The 16,598-nt window shown below is 63.3% G+C and carries 21 protein-coding genes; 7 read left to right on the forward strand and 14 right to left on the reverse strand.

The genetic code is table 11. The features are described from left to right. Window position 1: 1 nt before the first annotated feature. Window positions 2–1,438 carry an exodeoxyribonuclease I gene (sbcB, locus tag JGZ97_RS07520; protein WP_207061998.1) on the reverse strand — a complete coding sequence of 479 codons (1,437 nt, stop codon included), beginning with the start codon at window positions 1,436–1,438 and terminating at the stop codon, window positions 2–4. Between the two features lie 125 nt (window positions 1,439–1,563). On the opposite strand from sbcB, the gene JGZ97_RS07525 reads away from it, so the two are divergent. Both JGZ97_RS07525 and JGZ97_RS07530 read left to right on the forward strand, forming a co-directional pair. Then, window positions 1,564–2,064 carry a YchJ family protein gene (locus tag JGZ97_RS07525; protein ID WP_207061999.1) on the forward strand — a complete coding sequence of 167 codons (501 nt, stop codon included), beginning with the start codon at window positions 1,564–1,566 and terminating at the stop codon, window positions 2,062–2,064. A 123-nt stretch (window positions 2,065–2,187) separates the two neighbouring features. After that, window positions 2,188–3,876: a DEAD/DEAH box helicase gene (locus JGZ97_RS07530; protein WP_207062000.1), complete on the forward strand. Its 1,689-nt coding sequence runs from the start codon at window positions 2,188–2,190 to the stop codon at window positions 3,874–3,876. Window positions 3,877–3,896: 20 nt separating this feature from the next. Here the strand turns inward: JGZ97_RS07530 and JGZ97_RS07535 are convergent, their stop codons facing one another. The 4 genes from JGZ97_RS07535 to trmH all read right to left on the reverse strand — a co-directional run bounded on the left by JGZ97_RS07535 (window position 3,897) and on the right by trmH (window position 6,112). Then, window positions 3,897–4,232, reverse strand: coding sequence for a hypothetical protein (locus JGZ97_RS07535; RefSeq protein WP_207062001.1), 336 nt, complete (start codon window positions 4,230–4,232; stop codon window positions 3,897–3,899). A gap of 198 nt (window positions 4,233–4,430) precedes the next feature. After that, window positions 4,431–4,760: a hypothetical protein gene (locus JGZ97_RS07540; RefSeq protein ID WP_207062002.1), complete on the reverse strand. Its 330-nt coding sequence runs from the start codon at window positions 4,758–4,760 to the stop codon at window positions 4,431–4,433. Between the two features lie 122 nt (window positions 4,761–4,882). Continuing rightward, complete coding sequence (locus tag JGZ97_RS07545) at window positions 4,883–5,356, reverse strand: hypothetical protein (RefSeq protein WP_207062003.1); 474 nt, start codon at window positions 5,354–5,356, stop codon at window positions 4,883–4,885. A gap of 30 nt (window positions 5,357–5,386) precedes the next feature. Beyond that, window positions 5,387–6,112 (reverse strand): tRNA (guanosine(18)-2'-O)-methyltransferase TrmH, encoded by a 726-nt coding sequence (gene trmH / locus JGZ97_RS07550; protein WP_207062004.1) that lies wholly within the window; start codon window positions 6,110–6,112, stop codon window positions 5,387–5,389. A 118-nt stretch (window positions 6,113–6,230) separates the two neighbouring features. Between trmH and JGZ97_RS07555 the strand changes: the two genes are divergently transcribed. The 4 genes from JGZ97_RS07555 to JGZ97_RS07570 are packed head-to-tail and all read left to right on the forward strand — an operon-like array spanning window position 6,231 to window position 8,754. Then, window positions 6,231–7,088, forward strand: a complete 858-nt coding sequence (locus JGZ97_RS07555) for a prephenate dehydratase (RefSeq protein ID WP_207062005.1) — start codon at window positions 6,231–6,233, stop codon at window positions 7,086–7,088. Between the two features lies 1 nt (window position 7,089). Continuing rightward, window positions 7,090–7,563 carry a hypothetical protein gene (locus JGZ97_RS07560; protein WP_207062006.1) on the forward strand — a complete coding sequence of 158 codons (474 nt, stop codon included), beginning with the start codon at window positions 7,090–7,092 and terminating at the stop codon, window positions 7,561–7,563. A gap of 5 nt (window positions 7,564–7,568) precedes the next feature. After that, the gene (locus JGZ97_RS07565; RefSeq protein WP_207062007.1) at window positions 7,569–8,171 is read left to right on the forward strand and encodes an SCO family protein; all 603 of its coding nucleotides are present in this window, start codon (window positions 7,569–7,571) and stop codon (window positions 8,169–8,171) included. A gap of 43 nt (window positions 8,172–8,214) precedes the next feature. Beyond that, complete coding sequence (locus JGZ97_RS07570) at window positions 8,215–8,754, forward strand: copper chaperone PCu(A)C (RefSeq protein WP_207062008.1); 540 nt, start codon at window positions 8,215–8,217, stop codon at window positions 8,752–8,754. 12 nt (window positions 8,755–8,766) lie between these two features. On the opposite strand, the gene JGZ97_RS07575 is transcribed toward JGZ97_RS07570, so the two are convergent. The 9 genes from JGZ97_RS07575 to JGZ97_RS07615 all read right to left on the reverse strand — a co-directional run bounded on the left by JGZ97_RS07575 (window position 8,767) and on the right by JGZ97_RS07615 (window position 15,847). After that, window positions 8,767–9,348, reverse strand: a complete 582-nt coding sequence (locus JGZ97_RS07575) for an elongation factor P hydroxylase (RefSeq protein WP_242521592.1) — start codon at window positions 9,346–9,348, stop codon at window positions 8,767–8,769. Next, entirely contained in the window at window positions 9,345–10,031 is a 687-nt protein-coding gene (locus JGZ97_RS07580; protein WP_207062009.1) for a hypothetical protein, read from the reverse strand. Before JGZ97_RS07580 ends, JGZ97_RS07575 begins: the two co-directional genes overlap by 4 nt. A 51-nt stretch (window positions 10,032–10,082) precedes the next feature. Continuing rightward, window positions 10,083–10,967 (reverse strand): tRNA 2-thiocytidine(32) synthetase TtcA, encoded by an 885-nt coding sequence (gene ttcA, locus JGZ97_RS07585; protein WP_207062010.1) that lies wholly within the window; start codon window positions 10,965–10,967, stop codon window positions 10,083–10,085. Window positions 10,968–11,073: 106 nt separating this feature from the next. Next, window positions 11,074–12,891 (reverse strand): DNA helicase RecQ, encoded by a 1,818-nt coding sequence (recQ, locus tag JGZ97_RS07590; protein WP_207062011.1) that lies wholly within the window; start codon window positions 12,889–12,891, stop codon window positions 11,074–11,076. 211 nt (window positions 12,892–13,102) lie between these two features. Continuing rightward, window positions 13,103–13,531, reverse strand: a complete 429-nt coding sequence (locus tag JGZ97_RS07595; RefSeq protein WP_207062012.1) for a cytochrome c — start codon at window positions 13,529–13,531, stop codon at window positions 13,103–13,105. Window positions 13,532–13,539: 8 nt separating this feature from the next. Further along, window positions 13,540–13,899, reverse strand: coding sequence for a cytochrome c (locus tag JGZ97_RS18325; RefSeq protein ID WP_207062013.1), 360 nt, complete (start codon window positions 13,897–13,899; stop codon window positions 13,540–13,542). A gap of 37 nt (window positions 13,900–13,936) precedes the next feature. Then, on the reverse strand, window positions 13,937–14,800 hold the full coding sequence (locus JGZ97_RS07605) for a hypothetical protein (RefSeq protein WP_207062014.1): 864 nt from the start codon (window positions 14,798–14,800) through the stop codon (window positions 13,937–13,939). Window positions 14,801–14,834: 34 nt separating this feature from the next. Then, window positions 14,835–15,428, reverse strand: coding sequence for a cytochrome c (locus JGZ97_RS07610; protein ID WP_207062015.1), 594 nt, complete (start codon window positions 15,426–15,428; stop codon window positions 14,835–14,837). 80 nt (window positions 15,429–15,508) lie between these two features. Beyond that, the gene (locus tag JGZ97_RS07615) at window positions 15,509–15,847 is read right to left on the reverse strand and encodes a hypothetical protein (RefSeq protein ID WP_207062016.1); all 339 of its coding nucleotides are present in this window, start codon (window positions 15,845–15,847) and stop codon (window positions 15,509–15,511) included. Between the two features lie 141 nt (window positions 15,848–15,988). On the opposite strand from JGZ97_RS07615, the gene JGZ97_RS07620 reads away from it, so the two are divergent. Further along, on the forward strand, window positions 15,989–16,597 hold the full coding sequence (locus tag JGZ97_RS07620; protein WP_207062017.1) for a YecA family protein: 609 nt from the start codon (window positions 15,989–15,991) through the stop codon (window positions 16,595–16,597). Window position 16,598 lies beyond the last annotated feature (1 nt).

The following is a 16,598-nucleotide window of genomic DNA, read 5'->3' on the forward strand; positions in this document are numbered from 1 at the left end:
TTCAGGCAGGGTAAATCGACTCGGCGTAAGCGGCAAGCTCCTGCAGAATCTCGAGTCGTTGCGGGGTGACGTCATCAGCGCTGCCCAACGCATTGAGGCGCTGGTAAAACTGCTCGAACCCCAGGCCCGCCTCGCCGGACATCAGCCGCTGCCGGCGGAAAGCCTCCCAGCGCTCATGCTCTTCCCCGGCTAGCAGGCTCGGATAGTTACGCGCCCGGTAGCGGAAAAACATCTCTTCGAGACGCCCGTCCTGAAACGCCGGTTCCAGGTGGGCAAGCTGTTCAGGGGGCGCCTGCCTCACCGCGTCCATCGCCGCCCGGTCAGCCGGCCCGAAAAAGCCGCCCCCGTAAAGCATCAGGTCGGGATCACTGGCCGGCTCAAAGCCGCTTTCTGAAAACACCAACCGCAGTTTGTCGGCCAGCCCCTGGGCCTGGCGCAACTGGGCCAGGTGGGCCCGGCACTGGGCCCCGGATATCTTCAGCCGCTCGGCCTCGTCGCCGGACAGCATGGCGGCGGGGGCGACCACCGGGCTGCGGTTGAGGTGGATCACCTTCAAGGGGATCCGCTCCACCCCCGCCGGCAGCTCCTCTCGCCGGGTATACAGGCGAGCCCGTATCTCCTCGGGGGAGAGTTCCAACAACGGGGCAGGGTCGTAGCGCAGGTCGTAGACAATCACCCCGTTGCGATTGACCGGATGGCTGGCCAGGGGGGCGACCACCGCCGTATTCCCGTACTCGGCGGGGTAACGGGAGGAGACATGCAGCACCGGTTTGTAGCTGGACACATCCAGCATTTTGGCCACCTGGCGCTTGTCCCGCAGCCGCAGGCAGTAGTCGTAAAGCTTGGGCTGCCGTTCGCGCAGCAGGCGCGCCAGGGCAATGGTCGCTTTAACGTCGGAGAGTGCGTCGTGAGCGTCACTGTGCTCGATACCGTTGGCGGCGGTCAGGTCCTCCAGGCGCAAACTGGGCGTGCCGTCGGCATGACTGGGCCAGGTGAGACCTTCCGGGCGCAACGCCCGCGCCAAGCGCATCACATCGATCAGGTCCCAGCGGCTGTTGCCGTTCTGCCACTCCCGCCCGTAGGGGTCGATAAAATTGCGGTAGAAACAGTGGCGGGTGACTTCATCGTCGAAACGGATACTGTTGTAACCCACCCCGCAGGTACCCGGCTGCGCCAGCTCAGCGTGAATGCGAGCGGCAAACTCAGCTTCGCAGACACCCTCGCGCAGGGCCTGCTGGGGGGTGATGCCGGTCACCAGGCACGCCTCGGGCTGCGGCAGAAAATCATCGCTGGGTCGGCAGAAGATCACCAGCGGCTCGCCGACCGGGTTCAACGCCATGTCCGTCCGCAGGCCGGCAAACTGGACCGGGCGATCCCGTGCGGGGTCGGCGCCGAACGTTTCGTAATCGTGCCAATAGAAGGTGGGGGTCGCCGCCATTGAACGCACTCCTGAGCGTAAAATCAGCGCCCATGATAAAACAACGCTCGGGCGCATAGAAATCACGCCCCCTGCAAGGACCGGGACTGCGGCTATAATCGGTCGTAAATCGTTGGAGAATCCGTATGTTGCATGACCAACAGACCACTGAGCTACCCTGCCCCTGTGGCAGCGGAAAAGCCTACGCCCAGTGCTGTGAGCCGGCCATCGAAGGGGCGCGCCCCGCCGACACCGCCGAAGCCCTGATGCGATCGCGCTACACCGCCTTCGTCCTGGAGCGCACCGACTACCTAGTGGAGACCACCCATCCGGATACCCGTGGCGATCTGACAGCCGAGGTGCTGCGCGAGCAGACGGCCGCCACCACCTGGCTGGGCCTGCATATTGATCGTCGCCGCGGCGGTAGCGCCACGGACGACGAAGGTGAGGTCCACTTTCAGGCTGATTTTTTTGAAGAAGGACAGCTTGGCGGCTTGCGCGAACGCTCGCGCTTTCGCCGCGAGAATGGCCGCTGGTTCTATCTCGACGGCGACGTGGAGAGCGTCCCCGCCCGCACCCAGCCCGGGCGCAACAGTCCCTGTCCCTGCGGCTCGGGACGCAAATTCAAACAGTGCTGCGCCCCCTGAACCGAAAAACACCCTCGGGAAAAGCCCCGGCCTGACAACAGAAAAAGACAAATTATTCGGGCTTTTGCCGCCGATCTACGCTATACTCCGTCCCCTTTTCTCCCTCCCTCCAGGTTTTCTTACATGTCCGATCCCAGCGCCACCTTTGGCGAGCTGCAGCTGTGCCCGCAACTGCTCCAATCCCTGTCCGAACTTGGCTACGAGACCCCCTCCCCGGTCCAGGCCGCCTGTATTCCCCGCCTCCTCGCCGGCGCCGATGTGCTCGGCATGGCCCAGACGGGCACCGGTAAAACAGCCGCCTTCGCCCTTCCCCTGCTGCAGCGGGTTGACCTGAGCTTGAATCAGCCGCAGGTACTGGTGCTGACACCCACCCGCGAGCTGGCCATCCAGGTTGCCGAGGCGTTTCAGGCCTACGCCCGCCACCTGCCGGGCTTTCACGTCCTGCCAATCTACGGCGGCCAGAGCTACCAGGTGCAGTTGCGCCAGCTGAGCCGCGGCCCGCAGGTGGTGGTCGGCACCCCCGGGCGGGTGATTGATCACCTGGGACGGGACCGCCTCAAGCTCGATCGCTTGCAGGCACTGGTGCTGGATGAAGCCGACGAAATGCTGCGCATGGGCTTTATCGACGACGTCGAATCGATCATGGCGCAGACACCGGAAGGCCGCCAGACCGCCCTCTTTTCCGCCACCATGCCGGAACAGATCCGTCGCATCACCACGCAGTACATGAACAACCCCGAGGAGATCCGCATCGCCGCCAAGACCTCGACGGTGGCGAATATCGAGCAGCTGTGCTGGAAGGTGGAAGGGGTGAACAAACTCGATGCCCTCACCCGCATGCTGGAGACCGAGGACTACGACGGCGTCATCCTCTTCGCCCGTACCAAGACCGCCACCACAGAACTGGCGGAAAAGCTCGAGGCCAGGGGCTATGCCGCCGCCGCCCTCAACGGCGATATGAACCAGGCGCAACGGGAGCGTACCGTGAGCCGCCTCAAGGGGGGGCAGTTGGACATCCTGGTGGCCACCGACGTGGCCGCCCGTGGCCTGGACGTGGACCGGATCAGCCTGGTGATCAATTACGATATTCCCTACGACACCGAAGCCTATGTGCACCGGATCGGTCGTACCGGACGCGCTGGCCGCCAGGGACGGGCAATTCTCTTTTACGCCCACCGGGAACGGCGCCTGCTGAAAGCGATCGAAAAAGCCACTCGGCAGCCGATCAATCCAATGCCGCTACCGAGCCGGGATCAGGTCACCCAGAAGCGTATCGCCAGCTTTCGCGATCGCGTGGTAGAGGTTTTCGGCGGCGAGTCCCTGCAGTTCTACCGGGATCTCAGCCACCAGCTGGCCGAAGAACTGAAACTCGAGCCCCAGGATCTAGCCGCCGCCCTGCTCTACCTAGCCCAGCAGGACAAACCCCTGCAACTGCCGCCGGAAGCGGCAGCGCCAGAGAAACCGAAAAAACCGTCAAAGAAGGAGCGCAAGGACAACGGCAGCGACTCGGATGTGCCTTGGGAATCGTACCGTCTTGAGGTGGGGCGTAGCGACGGGGTCCAGGTCAAGCATATCGTGGGCGCCATCGCCAACGAGGCGGACCTGGACAGCCGCTACATCGGGCGCATCAAGCTGCATCAGAACTTCAGCACCGTGGACCTGCCCGAGGGGATGCCGCCCGAACTGCTGAAGCACCTGCAAGGGGTGCGCATCTGCGGCAAGCCGACAAAGCTGAAGCGGGACAAGGGCGCGGGCGGCGAGTACGACGAAGCCCCGCGGCGCAAACCCAAGAAGCGCGCGCTGAAATCCTGAGGCCCGGGATCCCGGGACGATCAACGACAGAAGTAGTTGGTCACCCGGGGTTCATCGCCTTCAAGGTAACGGAAGGCATCGATGCACTGGGTATGCTGGTCGATCACGCCGTACATCAGCACCGAGGAGCCGAAGGTGCCCGGGATCGACATGGTAACCCGCGGCTCCCCGAGACTCTGCTTGACCTCGCGGACCGGCTTGCCGATCCAGTGCTCCTGCATCGCCTTTTCCCGGGCCTGACGGGCCTGGGTGAGGAAGTTGATTGAGTGGTAGTGATAACCGTGGGGCTTGACCTGTGGGGTCTCACAGGCCGCCAGCGGGATCACGAGCATCAGCAAAACGGCTAAACGCGGCATGGTCATTCCTTGACGTGCGGCGGTTGATAAATTGGGGAGACAACCCAGACACAACGCACCCCTGCCGGCAGATCTCACACGATCTGTAGGTATTTTAGCAGCTCGTCCATAAAGCGCGTCAAGCAGACCCTGATTTTGTCCGCACCGAGTGCGGCGGAGGTTGGCGCGACCCGCTTACGCGGTCACGTTCGCCGGCGTTTAGCGACAGAAATAGTTGGTGACCGTCGGCGATGCACCGTGCGCCACGCGAAAGGCGTCGATGCAGTAAGAACCGGTATCCAGTACGCCGTAGACCATGACTGACGAGGTCCCGGTGCCCGGTATCTGCAGGATCATTTCCGGCTCGCCCAGCGAGGCCTCCACTTCGAAGATACTCTTTCCGATCCACGCTGCCTGCATACTCGCTTCCCGGTCAAGCCGCGCCTTCGCCCGGGGGTCCACCTTGATTGGTACCGGGCCGCGCTCGGAGACGGCACAGCCATGGAGCAGCAAAGTCAGCACGGTGGACAGCAGCAGAAGCGGGTTCATTCATTCGTCCCTGAAAGGTGGAAGGGGAGCGCGGCCGAGAAGAAGCCGTCCTATTCTATTCTCCCCACCCCGGGCTTTGAATATGATCCGCAGGCAGTTTTCTGCTTCAGGTCAATGAAGGGCTAATTCTCAATCAGGATATACCCTTCCATGCCCTCATCCCGGTGACCGGGTACGCTGCAGTAGATCTCGTACTCCGCTGACTTTATCGGCACCAGGTAAAGGCTGGCGCTGCTGTTGGGCTTGAGTTCAAGGGAGTGAACATGGGGGGTGTTCACCACCACGCCGCCGATGGTGATCTGCTTGAATACCACGGAATGAAAAAACTCGAGGTCCACCAGGTCGTGGGTGGCCCGGTCGCTGACATTGGTCAGCACCAGCTTGTAAGGCCGGTTGACCTTCAGGACCACCTCTTCCGGAGTGAAAACGTGGTCTTCAAGCAACATGGAGACGGTTTCGGCCTTCTCCCAGTCGATCCCCTCGGGCATCCAGTCCAGGGTCGGGGTTTCATGCCCCGCCTCTCCCCGGGCCAAGCCGCTGATGATCAACAGCAGCGCGGCCAGCCTGCCCGCAGAAAAAAGCCTTGGTCGGTTCATACTCGAGTCCTTAAAAACCCATGAAAACAGTTAATCACCCATCGTAACAGGGCGCTTGAAGCAGCGCCTCGGCGCCCGCCCTTCCCTGACCGACTGGTGCCATTGCGCCGGCGCGACCAGCTGGCCAGTCTCATCCATAGGGGGGTAATCCAGGTGGTGGCGGTGGCAATAATCCGCCAGCCCCGGGTGACACCAGCGAAAGAGCGTATCTTGATAACGCGACGCCTCCAGCCGACAGTGCTCATAAAGCCCCGCCTGCTGGCGCTGACGCTGCACCTCGGCAAGAATGATACCCGCCGCCACCGACACATTGAGGGAGCCGACCATGCCCACCATCGGCACCAGGATATGGGCATCGGCCATTGCCGCACCTTCATCGCTCACCCCCCGCATTTCGGCACCCATTAGAATGGCGGTGGGGCCGGTATAGTCCAGCTCGCGAAAATCCCGCGCCCGGCCGGAGAAGTGGGCCGCGTAGATGCGCATCCCCTGCGCCCGCACCCGCGCCGCTGCACTGACAAAGTCCGGGTGCGAATTAACGTCCACCCAGCTGCCGCTGCCGCGGGCGGTCCCCCGGTAGTCCCGGTAGCCCTCCGCCGGCACGACGGCGTGGACCTCGGGCATGCCAACAGCGTCCGCGGTACGGATCAGCGCGGAAAGGTTCTGCGGCTTGTTGACCTGGTCGGCGATCAGGGTCAGGTCGGGCTGGCGGCGCGCCAACACCTGATGAAACTTGGCGATGCGTTGCGGCGTCATGGAAAAGTACAGTTACGAAGCGGGCGCTTACGTTAAAGCAAGCTCCAGGCTGCTGCAAGCCGCGGGCGGACGGGGTAAGATTGGCCCTTTTCCAGCTACAGGAGTCAGCAGGGCTGTCATGTACGAAAATATCATCGCCTACCAGGGCCACGAAGGCGCCTACTCCCACCTGGCGTGCCGCCATGTCTACCCCGATATGGAAGCCCAGGCCTGTGGCTCATTCGTCGAAGCCATGCTCAAGGTGGAGCAGGGCCAGGCGCGGCTGGCGATGATTCCGCTGGAAAACTCCACCGCCGGACGGGTGGAGGAGATCTACCGGCAGATGCCCAAGACCCGGCTGCACATCATCGGCGAGCACTTCGAACCGGTGAATCACTGCCTGCTCGGCGTCGCGGGGACGCGCACCGAGCAACTCCAGACCGTGGGCTCCCACCCCCAGGCGCTGGCCCAGTGCGATGAACACATCAAGACCCTGGGGCTGCGCTCGGTGGCCAAACTGGATACCGCCGGGGCAGCGCTTGAGGTCTCGCAACTGGGCGACCCCAGCCACGGCGCGATCGCCTCGCGCCTGGCCGCCGAACTCTACGGGCTCGACATTCTTGAGGAGCAGTTCCAGGACGTGGATGGCAACACCACCCGCTTTTTGATCCTCTCACGCACCAGCTCCATGCCGGCCTTTGACCCCTCGCAGCGGTTTATCAGCTCCATGATGTTCCAGGTGCGCAATATTCCCGCGGGGCTCTACAAAGCCCTGGGCGGTTTTGCCACCAACGGGGTCAACCTGGTAAAGCTGGAGAGCTACATGGCCGGCGGCACCCTCAAGGAGAGCACCTTCCACCTGGATGTGGAAGCGCACCCGGAGCAACGCTCCATGCAACTGGCGCTGCAGGAACTGGAATTTTTCGCCCGGGATATTCGCCTGCTCGGCACCTACCCCGCCCACCCGTTCCGCACCGACCACGCACTGATCGACTGAGATGGCGCCTTTTCTACCACCCAAAGCGCTGCTGGTTGGCGGCCTAGCCCTTGCCTTGCTAGTCCTTGGCGCACTGGGCCGAAGCTGGCTCAACGCAGGCCAGGGCGAGCCCTCGCTGTTTCCAGCGCCCCCCTGCGACCTGCAGCAGGGCCCCTGCGAAGCCCGGCAGGGCGACCTCTGGATTCGCCTCAGCATCGTTGCATCGCCGATCAGCGCCCAGGCCCCGCTGCCGCTAAAGATCGAAACCCGTGGCCTGGAAGCGGATCAGGTCGCGGTGGATTTTCAGGGGGTTGAGATGTTCATGGGACTCAACCGCTATACTCTTCAACGCCACGCTGACGGCAGTTACCGGGGTGAAGGGCGCTTGCCGGCCTGCACCAGCGGCAGCATGCGCTGGCGCGCCCGAGTGCTGCTGACCCGTGGTGAGCAGACCACCGGCACCTGGTTTGAATTCGAGGCAGCTGAGGACACTTGACGAAGATGAAGCGGCTTTCGATCGCTGTTCTGGTCCTCGCCGGCGCCCTCGTTTTAATCGCAGCGGGCTATTCTGCGCAGCGCCTGCTATTTTCCGGCCCGCCGTCCGATGCCCCGCTGCAAGAAGCGTCCCTGGGCGGTGACTTTACCCTCACCTCCGCCAACGGGCCGGTTTCGCTTTCAGACTTCAGAGACCTGGCGGTGATAATCAGCTTCGGTTACACCAGTTGCCCGGACGTCTGTCCGACAGGCCTGGCCAACCTGGCGGCCGGGCTTGACCAGCTCAGCAGCAACGAGCAGGCTCACATCCAGCCCCTGTTCGTCAGCGTGGACCCCCAGCGGGACACTCCCGAACGACTGGCCGAGTACGCCGCCTACTTTCACCCCCGCCTGCTCGGCGTGACCGGCACCCCGGCCCAGCTGGATGCTATGGTGAAGGCCTACGGCGCCTTCTATCGCCAGGTTCCCCTGCCGGATTCGGCGCTGGAGTACGCGGTGGATCACAGCACCCGCCTCTACCTGCTGGACGGCACAGGCAAGGTGCGCGCTTTGCTGCACCACGATACCCCTCCGGCAGAGCTGGCCGCCGCCCTGCGCGCCCTTCTCTGACGACCGACGTCATTGACGAAAACCACCACTAACGAGCTTCGCCATGTCCAAACGCCTTCTGTCCTGTTCTCTTGCCCTCCTCTGCCTGCTGCCGTTCACCGCCCCGGCCGGCGCGGAGTTCAGCATCGAGCGGGCCTACGCCCGGGAAACACCGCCCGGAAGTTCCGCCGGGGCGGCCTTCATGGTGCTGAACAACAGGGCGCAAGAATCCGTCACCCTGCTTGAAATTCGCTCACCGGTGGCACACCGGGCTGAAATTCACCAACACACGGAAGCCGGGGGCGTAATGCAGATGCGGCGCATGAGCGGGGGGCTGGAGATCCCTGCCGGCGGTCAGGTGGTGCTTCAGCCCGGGGGCTACCATGTCATGCTGATGGGGCTGAAACGGCGCCTTCAGGCTGGCGAAACCCTGCAGATGAAGCTGAGCTTTTCCGACGGCAGCCATCAGCGCCTGACCGTGCCGGTACTGGCGATGGAAGAAACGTTGAAAGGGGCTTTACACCCTGGACAACACGCTGATCACTCCAAGCGATCTAAGGCGCACGATGACCACGGCGACCATCGCGGCCACGAGAAACACTGAAGTTGCAGCGGATCAAAGGTCCAGCTGATCGCGACGAAAATCCTTGGCCCGGGGGAAAGGCTGGCCGTAGAAATCGGCCAGAGCGACTGTCAGACACTGGGCGCGGGGCGCCAGCCCCGCTTCCAGCAGGCGGCGGGCCTCGGCCAGCACCCGTTCCTTAAAAGGGCCACTGTCACCGGCTGAGCCGTTCAGGTTATCGACGCTGACCCGAAAGGGAAAGCCGCAGGCCCGGGCGAAGATCCACTCCAAGCCCTGGGGGCGCGCCTCTACCTGCTCAAACTGGGTTTGCTCCTGCGGGCTGCGGCCATCCGGCCGGTACCAGTAGCCATAGTCCTCGCACTTACGCCGCTGCGGTCCTGCGATACACCAATGACTGATTTCATGCAGGGCACTGGCGAAGTAGCCACGGGCAAAAATAACCCGATGGTGGGCACATTCGGCGTCCGCCGGCAGGTAGACCGGCTCCTCGCTGCCACAGACCAGGCGGGTGTTGTGGCTTGAATAAAAGAGCCGATCGAAAATGTCGCGCAGATCCTGCCAGTGATGACTCTCCTCCCGTTCTTCCAACGAGGGAGCGGCGGCGTAATCAATCAAGGAAAGGGTTCCCAACGGTTATTTTTCAGCCACCAGGTCTGACCTGTCTTGCGGTCCAAGCGCGCCGCCACGTAGTGCTTCACATCGGTTCGCGAAGGGCGCAGCAGCACCTGGTAGCGGGAGTTTTCCAGGGGCTCGGGTTCTCCCACCTCCACCCAGCCGCCGTCCAGCGCGTTCCAGGTGAGCCCGGTGATCTCGTCGTACTTGAGAATCACCCACTGGCCCTGATGGGTCACGGCGGAAACGATCTCAAAGCCCAGCGCGTCGCCGAGAGGGAGCTGAGCGGCCTGCCCTCCGTCTTCGTTCGCTGATAACTGCTCGAGGCGAAATACCAGTTCCGTCAGCTGGTCCAGGGCGCTGGAGTCCCCTGATGCCGCGTTCTCCGCCTCGGCCTTGGCGGCTGAGGCCTGCAGCATCTGCACCCGCTGCAAGGCGACCAGCTGCTGCTGGCTGCGCTGGGCAAGGGTGTCCAGCTGCCGGTTAGCCTGCAGCAGCTGCTCCTGCAGCAGCACGAAGCGCTCATCGAGGGCATCGAGGCGGGCCTGGCTCTCTTCGAGGGCGGATTCAATCCCGGGCAGGGCCGGGTCCGGCGCCGGCGGCGCCACGGGGGCCTCCCGTGTCGCCTGGGTCTGGCACCCGAATAAAATCCCTGCCAGCAAACCGAGGCTGATAAGTCGCACCATCACACCGCTCCTGGAAAATTCGACTGCGGCCATTCTAGCCTCTCGACCGGGTCAGAGCGACAGGATATCGAGCCGCTCCGGGGACGACGCTTCCGCCCCGCCCTGCTGCAAGCGTTTGAAATCGAACAGCTCACCGTCCACCAGGTGGGAGGGCACAACGTGCCGCAGGCTACGGAACATCACCTCGATGCGGCCCGGGAACTGCTTGTCCCAGCTCTGCAGCATCTCCTTGATCACCTGCCGCTGCAGGTTCTCCTGGGAGCCACAGAGGTTACAGGGAATAATCGGAAATTCACGCAGTTCGGCATAGCGGGCGATATCCTTCTCCCGGCAGTAGGCCAGGGGGCGGATCACCACATTCTGGCCGTCGTCACTCCTGAGCTTGGGCGGCATCGCCTTGAGCTTGCCGCCGTAGAACATGTTGAGAAAGAAGGTCTCCAGGATGTCATCCCGGTGGTGCCCCAGGGCGATCTTGGTGGCACCGATCTCCTGAGCGAACCGGTAGAGAGTGCCGCGACGCATGCGCGAACAGAGCCCGCAGGTGGTCTTGCCCTCGGGGATCACCTCCTTGACCACCGAGTAGGTGTCCCGCTCGACGATATGGAAAGGCACCCCCACCTTGGACAGGTACTCGGGCAGCACGTGCTCAGGAAAACCGGGCTGCTTCTGGTCCAGGTTCACCGCCACCAGTTCAAAGGGCACCGGGGCGCTGGCCTGCAGGTTCATCAGGATATCCAGCATGGCGTAGGAGTCCTTGCCCCCGGAGAGGCAGACCATCACCTTGTCCCCGGGTTCAATCAGGCTGAAATCCTCGATGGCCCGTCCCACCTCCCGCCGCAGCCGTTTCTGCAGCTTGTTGAGGTTGGTCTTCTGTTGCTTGGAAAGGTCTTGGGCAAAAAGATCCAGGGTGGAGTGGTCCTGGGGGGAGCGTTCCATAGATGGCACCGGAGGTTGGAGTCAGGAAATTTTCGAGGCGCGAATTTTACCGGGAAATGGCTTTCGTCGCCACGGCCGGAAACGGTGCAATCCCGTCTCAGACGACTTACAGATCCGCCGCATCACCCCGGTGCGCCTGCAACACCTCGAGGAAGGCATCGCCATAGCGCTCGAGCTTGCTCTTGCCCACCCCGCTCACCTGGGCCAGCTGCCCAAGACTGCCCGGCTGGCGCTGAACCATCTCCAGCAGGGTGGCATCGTGGAAGATGACATAAGGCGGCACGTCCTGCTGCTCGGCCAACTCCCGGCGCAGCCCCCGCAAGGCCTCCCACAGCTCCCGTTGAGGCAGGGTCAGACGCTGATCCGTGCTCACCTGGCGGCGACGTCCGCCGCTCTGTCGTTTGTCCTGGCGCAGCTCCAGGCAGACCTCGCCCTTGAGCAGCGGCCGGCAGGCGGCGCTGAGGCGCAGGGCGCCATAGCCTTCGGTATCCACCTCCAGCAGCCCCCGGGCCACCAGCTGGCGGAACAGCGAGCGCCAGGCCTTGAGGTCCAGGTCGGTGCCGATGCCAAAGGTGGAGAGCCGGTCGTGGCCGTTGGCCGTCACCTTCTCCGTGGTTTTACCGAGCAGGACGTCAATTACATAACTGACCCCGAAGCGCTGCCCGGTACGGTAGACCGCGGAGAGGGCCTTGCGCGCCGCCTCGGTGCCATCCCAGGTCTCCACCGGATCAAGGCACGTATCGCAGTTACCGCAGGGCGGGTGCTCGGATTCGCCGAAGTACGCCAACAGCGACTGGCGCCGGCAGGTCGTGATCTCGCACAACCCCAGCATCGCCTCCAGGCGCTGGCGCTCAATCCGCTTCTGCTCGGGGCCGGCATCAGAGCCCTCCAGCATCTGGCGCAAGAAGATCACGTCCTGCAGGCCGTACACCATCCAGGCATCGGCCGGTTCGCCATCACGCCCGGCCCGACCGGTCTCCTGGTAATAGGCCTCAACGCTCTTGGGCAGATCCAGGTGGGCAACGAAGCGCACGTTGGGCTTGTCGATGCCCATGCCAAAGGCAATGGTCGCCACCACCACGACCCCTTCCTCGGTCAGAAAACGGTGCTGGTGCGCCTGGCGCACCTCGGCGGACAGCCCCGCGTGATAGGGCAGCGCCGTCCAGCCCTGGTCCGAAAGCCATTGGGCCGTCTCCTCCACCTTACGCCGGGAAAGACAATAGACGATGCCGGCATCGTTGGGGTGCTCGGTCTCAAGAAACCGCTTGAGCTGGCTGCGGGCGTTCTGCTTCTGGGTGATGCGGTAGCGGATGTTGGGGCGGTCGAACCCGCGCACGAACACCTCCGCCTGCTCCAGCCCCAGGCGGTGAATGATCTCCTGCCGGGTGCGGGCGTCGGCGGTGGCGGTGAGGGCGATCCTCGGCACCGCCGGAAACTGCTCGTGCAGGGCCGAAAGCTTCAGGTATTCGGGACGAAAATCGTGGCCCCACTGGGAGACACAGTGGGCCTCGTCGATGGCGAACAGGGCGATGCGGCAGTGGTGCAGCAGTTCCAGGGTTCGGGGCTGCAGCAACCGCTCGGGGGCGATGTAGAGCAGATCCAGCTCGCCCTTGCGCAGCGCCCCCTCCACCTGCCAGGCACTCTCGGTATCCAGGGTCGAGTTGAGAAAAGCGGCGCGAATGCCGAGCAGCGAAAGGGCCCGCACCTGGTCTTCCATCAAGGCGATCAGGGGCGAAACCACCACCCCAACGCCGTCGCGCACCAGCGCCGGCAGCTGGTAGCAGAGGGACTTGCCGCCCCCGGTGGGCATCAGCACCAGGGCGTCACGCCCGGCCAACAGGGCCTCGATAACCTGATCCTGGGGGGGGCGGAAGCTGTCGTAACCGAAGGTGTTCTGCAGGCGCTGCAGGGCGAGGGTCATCATGGCGCGCCATTATCCGCGATTTAACCCGGGCTGTCAGGCGTTACGGCTGCTTTTCTCGCCCCACCCGTTTTCCGCGGCCTTGGCGGCGAAAGCTAGCGGCTAGCTAACCCCTATCGACCGCGGTTCTCCCACCTAGGCACCGCGTTCGGTAAGCGCGCAACAAACCTGCCGGGAGGCGCCGCAAGCGCAGACCCGCCCCTCCCAACGCCACTTAATTCGAGCGGTGGCGCTGTTGCCAGATCCGGTACCCCTGCTCCGGCCAGAGGCTCTGGAACCAGGCAATTACCGACGCCACCTGCGGCTTGTCCAGGGTGCCCTTCCAGGCCGGCATACGTCCGCGAGAGCCATTGAGAATGATCTCCTCCAACACCGGGTATGGGTGGTGCCAGGCGTGGGCGGTGCCGTTCAGGGGCGGCGGCGGATAAAGCCCTTCTGCGTCGGGCTGGGTCCAGCCAGGCGTTGCCTGGGCCCGGTCGCCGTGACACTGCGCGCAATAGCGGGCAAAAAGCGCCTCGCCTTCGGCCACCTGGGCCGGGCTGAACCAACGACCGGTGTCCGGGTTTTCATGGTAAGGGTCAAACCGGTCGCTGCAACCGCCGAGCAGTATGCCCAGGGCCACGATCCCTGTGAGTCGCTTCATGCTCTCTCCTATTCGATCCCCACCTGGCGCTGGCGATTGCGCACATAGGCGATGATATGAGCCGCGTGCTTTGGAGAAACCTGGGGCTGGGGGGGCATATCGCCAAAACCCCAGTGGTGACTGACAACGCCGTCCTTAACCGCACGATAAAAGGCCAGATCAGCATGATGCCCCGGTTCGTAGACCTTGTGCAGCAGTGGCGGCCCCTGGCGGGAGCCCTTCATCATGCGTCCGTGACAGGCGGCGCAGTGGGCCGCGTAAAGTTCACGTCCAGCCTCCACCTGCCCCTCGAAACCGGCCGGAGGCAATCCCTGCTTGGCCAGCCGCTCTTCATCATCAGGCAGGCTGCAGGCGCCGAGTAGAAGCACCCAACCGATTCCCAAGAACAAGTTTAGTCGCCGCATCCTATTGCCCTGCCACGCCGAAGCGATGCCAGGCCGCGCCCCCGTCCAGCGAGCGCCACAGGTGTCCGCCGTTATCCAGGACATAGAGCCGCTGCGGCGCCTGGGCACTGACAGCCATCTGCACCGGAACTGCGCCATCGAAAGGATCCCCCAGGGGCTTCCAGGCCAGCCCCGGCTCCTTCACCTTGAACAGGCCCCGCCCGACCAGAAAGGTATAGGCATACCCATCGGATGCCACCAGGACCTGCGAGGCCGGCAGCTGCATCATCATCGCCGGACGCCAGCTTTGTCCCCCGTCCTTGCTCATCTGCAAGCCGTTGCGCGTAGCGGCGTAGAGGTAATCAACATCAGCGTATGAGGCTGCCAGCGAGAGGCTCCCCTCGGGCAGCCACCCCTGGGTCCAACGATTACCGCCATCACGGCTGATCTGCAGACCGCGGTACATGCCATAAATACGGTTAGGGTCCACCGGACTGACGGCGAGGGCGTGAAAATCGACCGGACCATTCAACCCCGGGGAGACTTGTCGCCACGTGCGCCCCCCGTCCTCGCTGTGCAGCAATCCCAGGTTACCCCCTCCCCGGGGGTGACCACTGGCGAAAAAGCCGTTCGGATCGGCCGGGTCGCTGACCAGAGACATAAAGTCGTCGGTGATGACTGATACCTGCGCCACCTGCCCGTCAGCTTGGGCCCGGTAAAAGCCATTATGGGTCGCTAGATACAAGGCATCAGGATTGCCCGGCACCTCGGCGATGCCGTAAATATGACTCAGGTCATTCAGGTTCTGTGCCCAAAGCGGATTGCTCAGACCCAGTGTAAAGAGAGCGGTAAACAGCGCCGCCCAAGGAGAGTTGGTTATCCACATAAAAAATCCTTATGTAAAAACAGATGTTTCCCGGTCAGTGGCCGGAACCCGGGTGGGTCTTTTTGTGGCCCGACATCTCCTGATGCCCCAGGAAGCCGTAGTGGAAAGCCTGGTGGATGTAGGTCAGCACATCCCAGCGCTGGCGCTCGCTGAGCACCTGCTCAAAAGCCGGCATGGCTGAATTTCGGGACTTGAAGGGTTCGACCCCACCGCCCTCACTTACTCGCCAGAACAGGTAGGCGCTACCGCGACCATCGGCATGGTGAAAGTGATGGGTGAGGTCGGCGGGAGGATGGCTCAGCGCCTTGGCGATGGGCCCCTTACCTTTGCCCTGAGGCCCGTGACAAGTGGCGCAGTGCTCGATGTAAATCTTTTCGCCCCGGGCCGCGGCATCCGCATCCTGCCATGCATCGTAGCTAACCTGCCGGTAGGATGCCGGAGGCTCGACCCAGACTTTATGGGCGTGACTGCCTCCCGGGGAGGCGGCGTGCATGGGCTTAGCCTTGTCGTGCATCGTCTTGGTCTGATGAATGCCGGCTGCGTGCTCCCCGGAACCCAGGATCAGGGGGCTGAAACCCGCACTCAGGGCAACCCCGAGGGCCACCGCGACGGAATTGACTGCTTTCATTGTCTGCACTCCACATCAAAATGAAACTTTCGATTGTTCGAGGGCCGGGCAGCGTCAAAGCAACGCTGTGGTAACCGGCTTCAGGCGGGCAGACGGCGGATGGGGGGACGCAGTAGGAATTGGGGGGGAGGCGCCTGGGGACGGTAGTCCCCGAGGTGGGTTTGCAACGTGACGGCGTCGATCGTGACCGGTAACCGGGGAAAAAGACCGGCAGAACAGAGCTCGCTACAACAGTGCTCATCACCACAGTGAAGATCTTGCTCAGCATCCTGGTGATCGCCCGGTGCTTCCGGTTGCGCGTGGTCGTGAGCAAGATCGGCCGCTCCGTGCCAATCGGCCATCGCGACCACCGGTGACGAGCCCAGCACAACGATGCTAAGCAGCACGAGCAGTAAACGGCGGGAGAGGCTCAACAACATGACAGGCGCGAATCCATTCCTTGATCTGGTTAGCATACTAAACAGCACAGCGCGCGCAGTCCAGCCAGTCCCACAAGGCTGCACCCGTGCGTTGAAGGGAGTACAATGGCCGCCACTCGAACAGCAGGATACCCACCGACCATGCACAGCCCAGACAGCCGCCCCTTGGACGAAGCCGAAATCGACCTATTGGAGGCGTTCCTCTTCTCCCCCGCCGTCTCCGGCGATGCCTTGGACTACCCCGGCCTGCACGGACTGCTCACGGCGCTCGCTGTAAGCCCGGTCCCCGTTCCCGAGACCGAATGGCTGGAGGTGCTGTTCGACGGCCAGCCCGGTTATGCCGATGAGCAGGAGAAAGCGCGTATCGAGGGGCTGTTGCGACGCGAACTGGCGGCCATCGCCCATGAGCTGGACCAGGAAGAAGCGCCAGAGCTGCCCTGCGACCTCACCCTGGACGAAGAGGAGCCGCTGCTGACCAACTGGGCCCAGGGGTTTATGGAAGGCGTCTTTTTGCGTGAAGAGGCCTGGTTCAGCCAAGACGAGGAACGGGTCGCCGAATTGCTGCTACCGATCATGGTGGCCTCCGAGCTCTTCGACGAGCCCGAACTCACCCAGATCCGTAACGACGCCCGTTTATGCGAAAGTCTCTGCGAGGAAATTCCCGAACTGTTGACCGACCTATACCTGCACTTTCGTGTCCCCGAGGAGCCCAAGGCCCCCAAAGGCCGAAACGGTGCGAGGCGCCGCTAGG

The sequence above is a fragment of the Motiliproteus sp. SC1-56 genome, assembly GCF_017309075.1.
GTDB lineage: Bacteria > Pseudomonadota > Gammaproteobacteria > Pseudomonadales > Balneatricaceae > Motiliproteus.

What these genes read in the sequence shown, in the direction of transcription:
- sbcB (WP_207061998.1), bottom strand. Translation starts at nt 1,438, where the DNA reads ATGGCGGCGACCCCCACCTTCTATTGGCACGATTACGAAACGTTCGGC.
- JGZ97_RS07525 (WP_207061999.1), top strand. Translation starts at nt 1,564, where the DNA reads ATGTTGCATGACCAACAGACCACTGAGCTACCCTGCCCCTGTGGCAGC.
- JGZ97_RS07530 (WP_207062000.1), top strand. Translation starts at nt 2,188, where the DNA reads ATGTCCGATCCCAGCGCCACCTTTGGCGAGCTGCAGCTGTGCCCGCAA.
- JGZ97_RS07535 (WP_207062001.1), bottom strand. Translation starts at nt 4,232, where the DNA reads ATGCCGCGTTTAGCCGTTTTGCTGATGCTCGTGATCCCGCTGGCGGCC.
- JGZ97_RS07540 (WP_207062002.1), bottom strand. Translation starts at nt 4,760, where the DNA reads ATGAACCCGCTTCTGCTGCTGTCCACCGTGCTGACTTTGCTGCTCCAT.
- JGZ97_RS07545 (WP_207062003.1), bottom strand. Translation starts at nt 5,356, where the DNA reads ATGAACCGACCAAGGCTTTTTTCTGCGGGCAGGCTGGCCGCGCTGCTG.
- trmH (WP_207062004.1), bottom strand. Translation starts at nt 6,112, where the DNA reads ATGACGCCGCAACGCATCGCCAAGTTTCATCAGGTGTTGGCGCGCCGC.
- JGZ97_RS07555 (WP_207062005.1), top strand. Translation starts at nt 6,231, where the DNA reads ATGTACGAAAATATCATCGCCTACCAGGGCCACGAAGGCGCCTACTCC.
- JGZ97_RS07560 (WP_207062006.1), top strand. Translation starts at nt 7,090, where the DNA reads ATGGCGCCTTTTCTACCACCCAAAGCGCTGCTGGTTGGCGGCCTAGCC.
- JGZ97_RS07565 (WP_207062007.1), top strand. Translation starts at nt 7,569, where the DNA reads ATGAAGCGGCTTTCGATCGCTGTTCTGGTCCTCGCCGGCGCCCTCGTT.
- JGZ97_RS07570 (WP_207062008.1), top strand. Translation starts at nt 8,215, where the DNA reads ATGTCCAAACGCCTTCTGTCCTGTTCTCTTGCCCTCCTCTGCCTGCTG.
- JGZ97_RS07580 (WP_207062009.1), bottom strand. Translation starts at nt 10,031, where the DNA reads ATGGTGCGACTTATCAGCCTCGGTTTGCTGGCAGGGATTTTATTCGGG.
- ttcA (WP_207062010.1), bottom strand. Translation starts at nt 10,967, where the DNA reads ATGGAACGCTCCCCCCAGGACCACTCCACCCTGGATCTTTTTGCCCAA.
- recQ (WP_207062011.1), bottom strand. Translation starts at nt 12,891, where the DNA reads ATGATGACCCTCGCCCTGCAGCGCCTGCAGAACACCTTCGGTTACGAC.
- JGZ97_RS07595 (WP_207062012.1), bottom strand. Translation starts at nt 13,531, where the DNA reads ATGAAGCGACTCACAGGGATCGTGGCCCTGGGCATACTGCTCGGCGGT.
- JGZ97_RS07605 (WP_207062014.1), bottom strand. Translation starts at nt 14,800, where the DNA reads ATGTGGATAACCAACTCTCCTTGGGCGGCGCTGTTTACCGCTCTCTTT.
- JGZ97_RS07610 (WP_207062015.1), bottom strand. Translation starts at nt 15,428, where the DNA reads ATGAAAGCAGTCAATTCCGTCGCGGTGGCCCTCGGGGTTGCCCTGAGT.
- JGZ97_RS07615 (WP_207062016.1), bottom strand. Translation starts at nt 15,847, where the DNA reads ATGTTGTTGAGCCTCTCCCGCCGTTTACTGCTCGTGCTGCTTAGCATC.
- JGZ97_RS07620 (WP_207062017.1), top strand. Translation starts at nt 15,989, where the DNA reads ATGCACAGCCCAGACAGCCGCCCCTTGGACGAAGCCGAAATCGACCTA.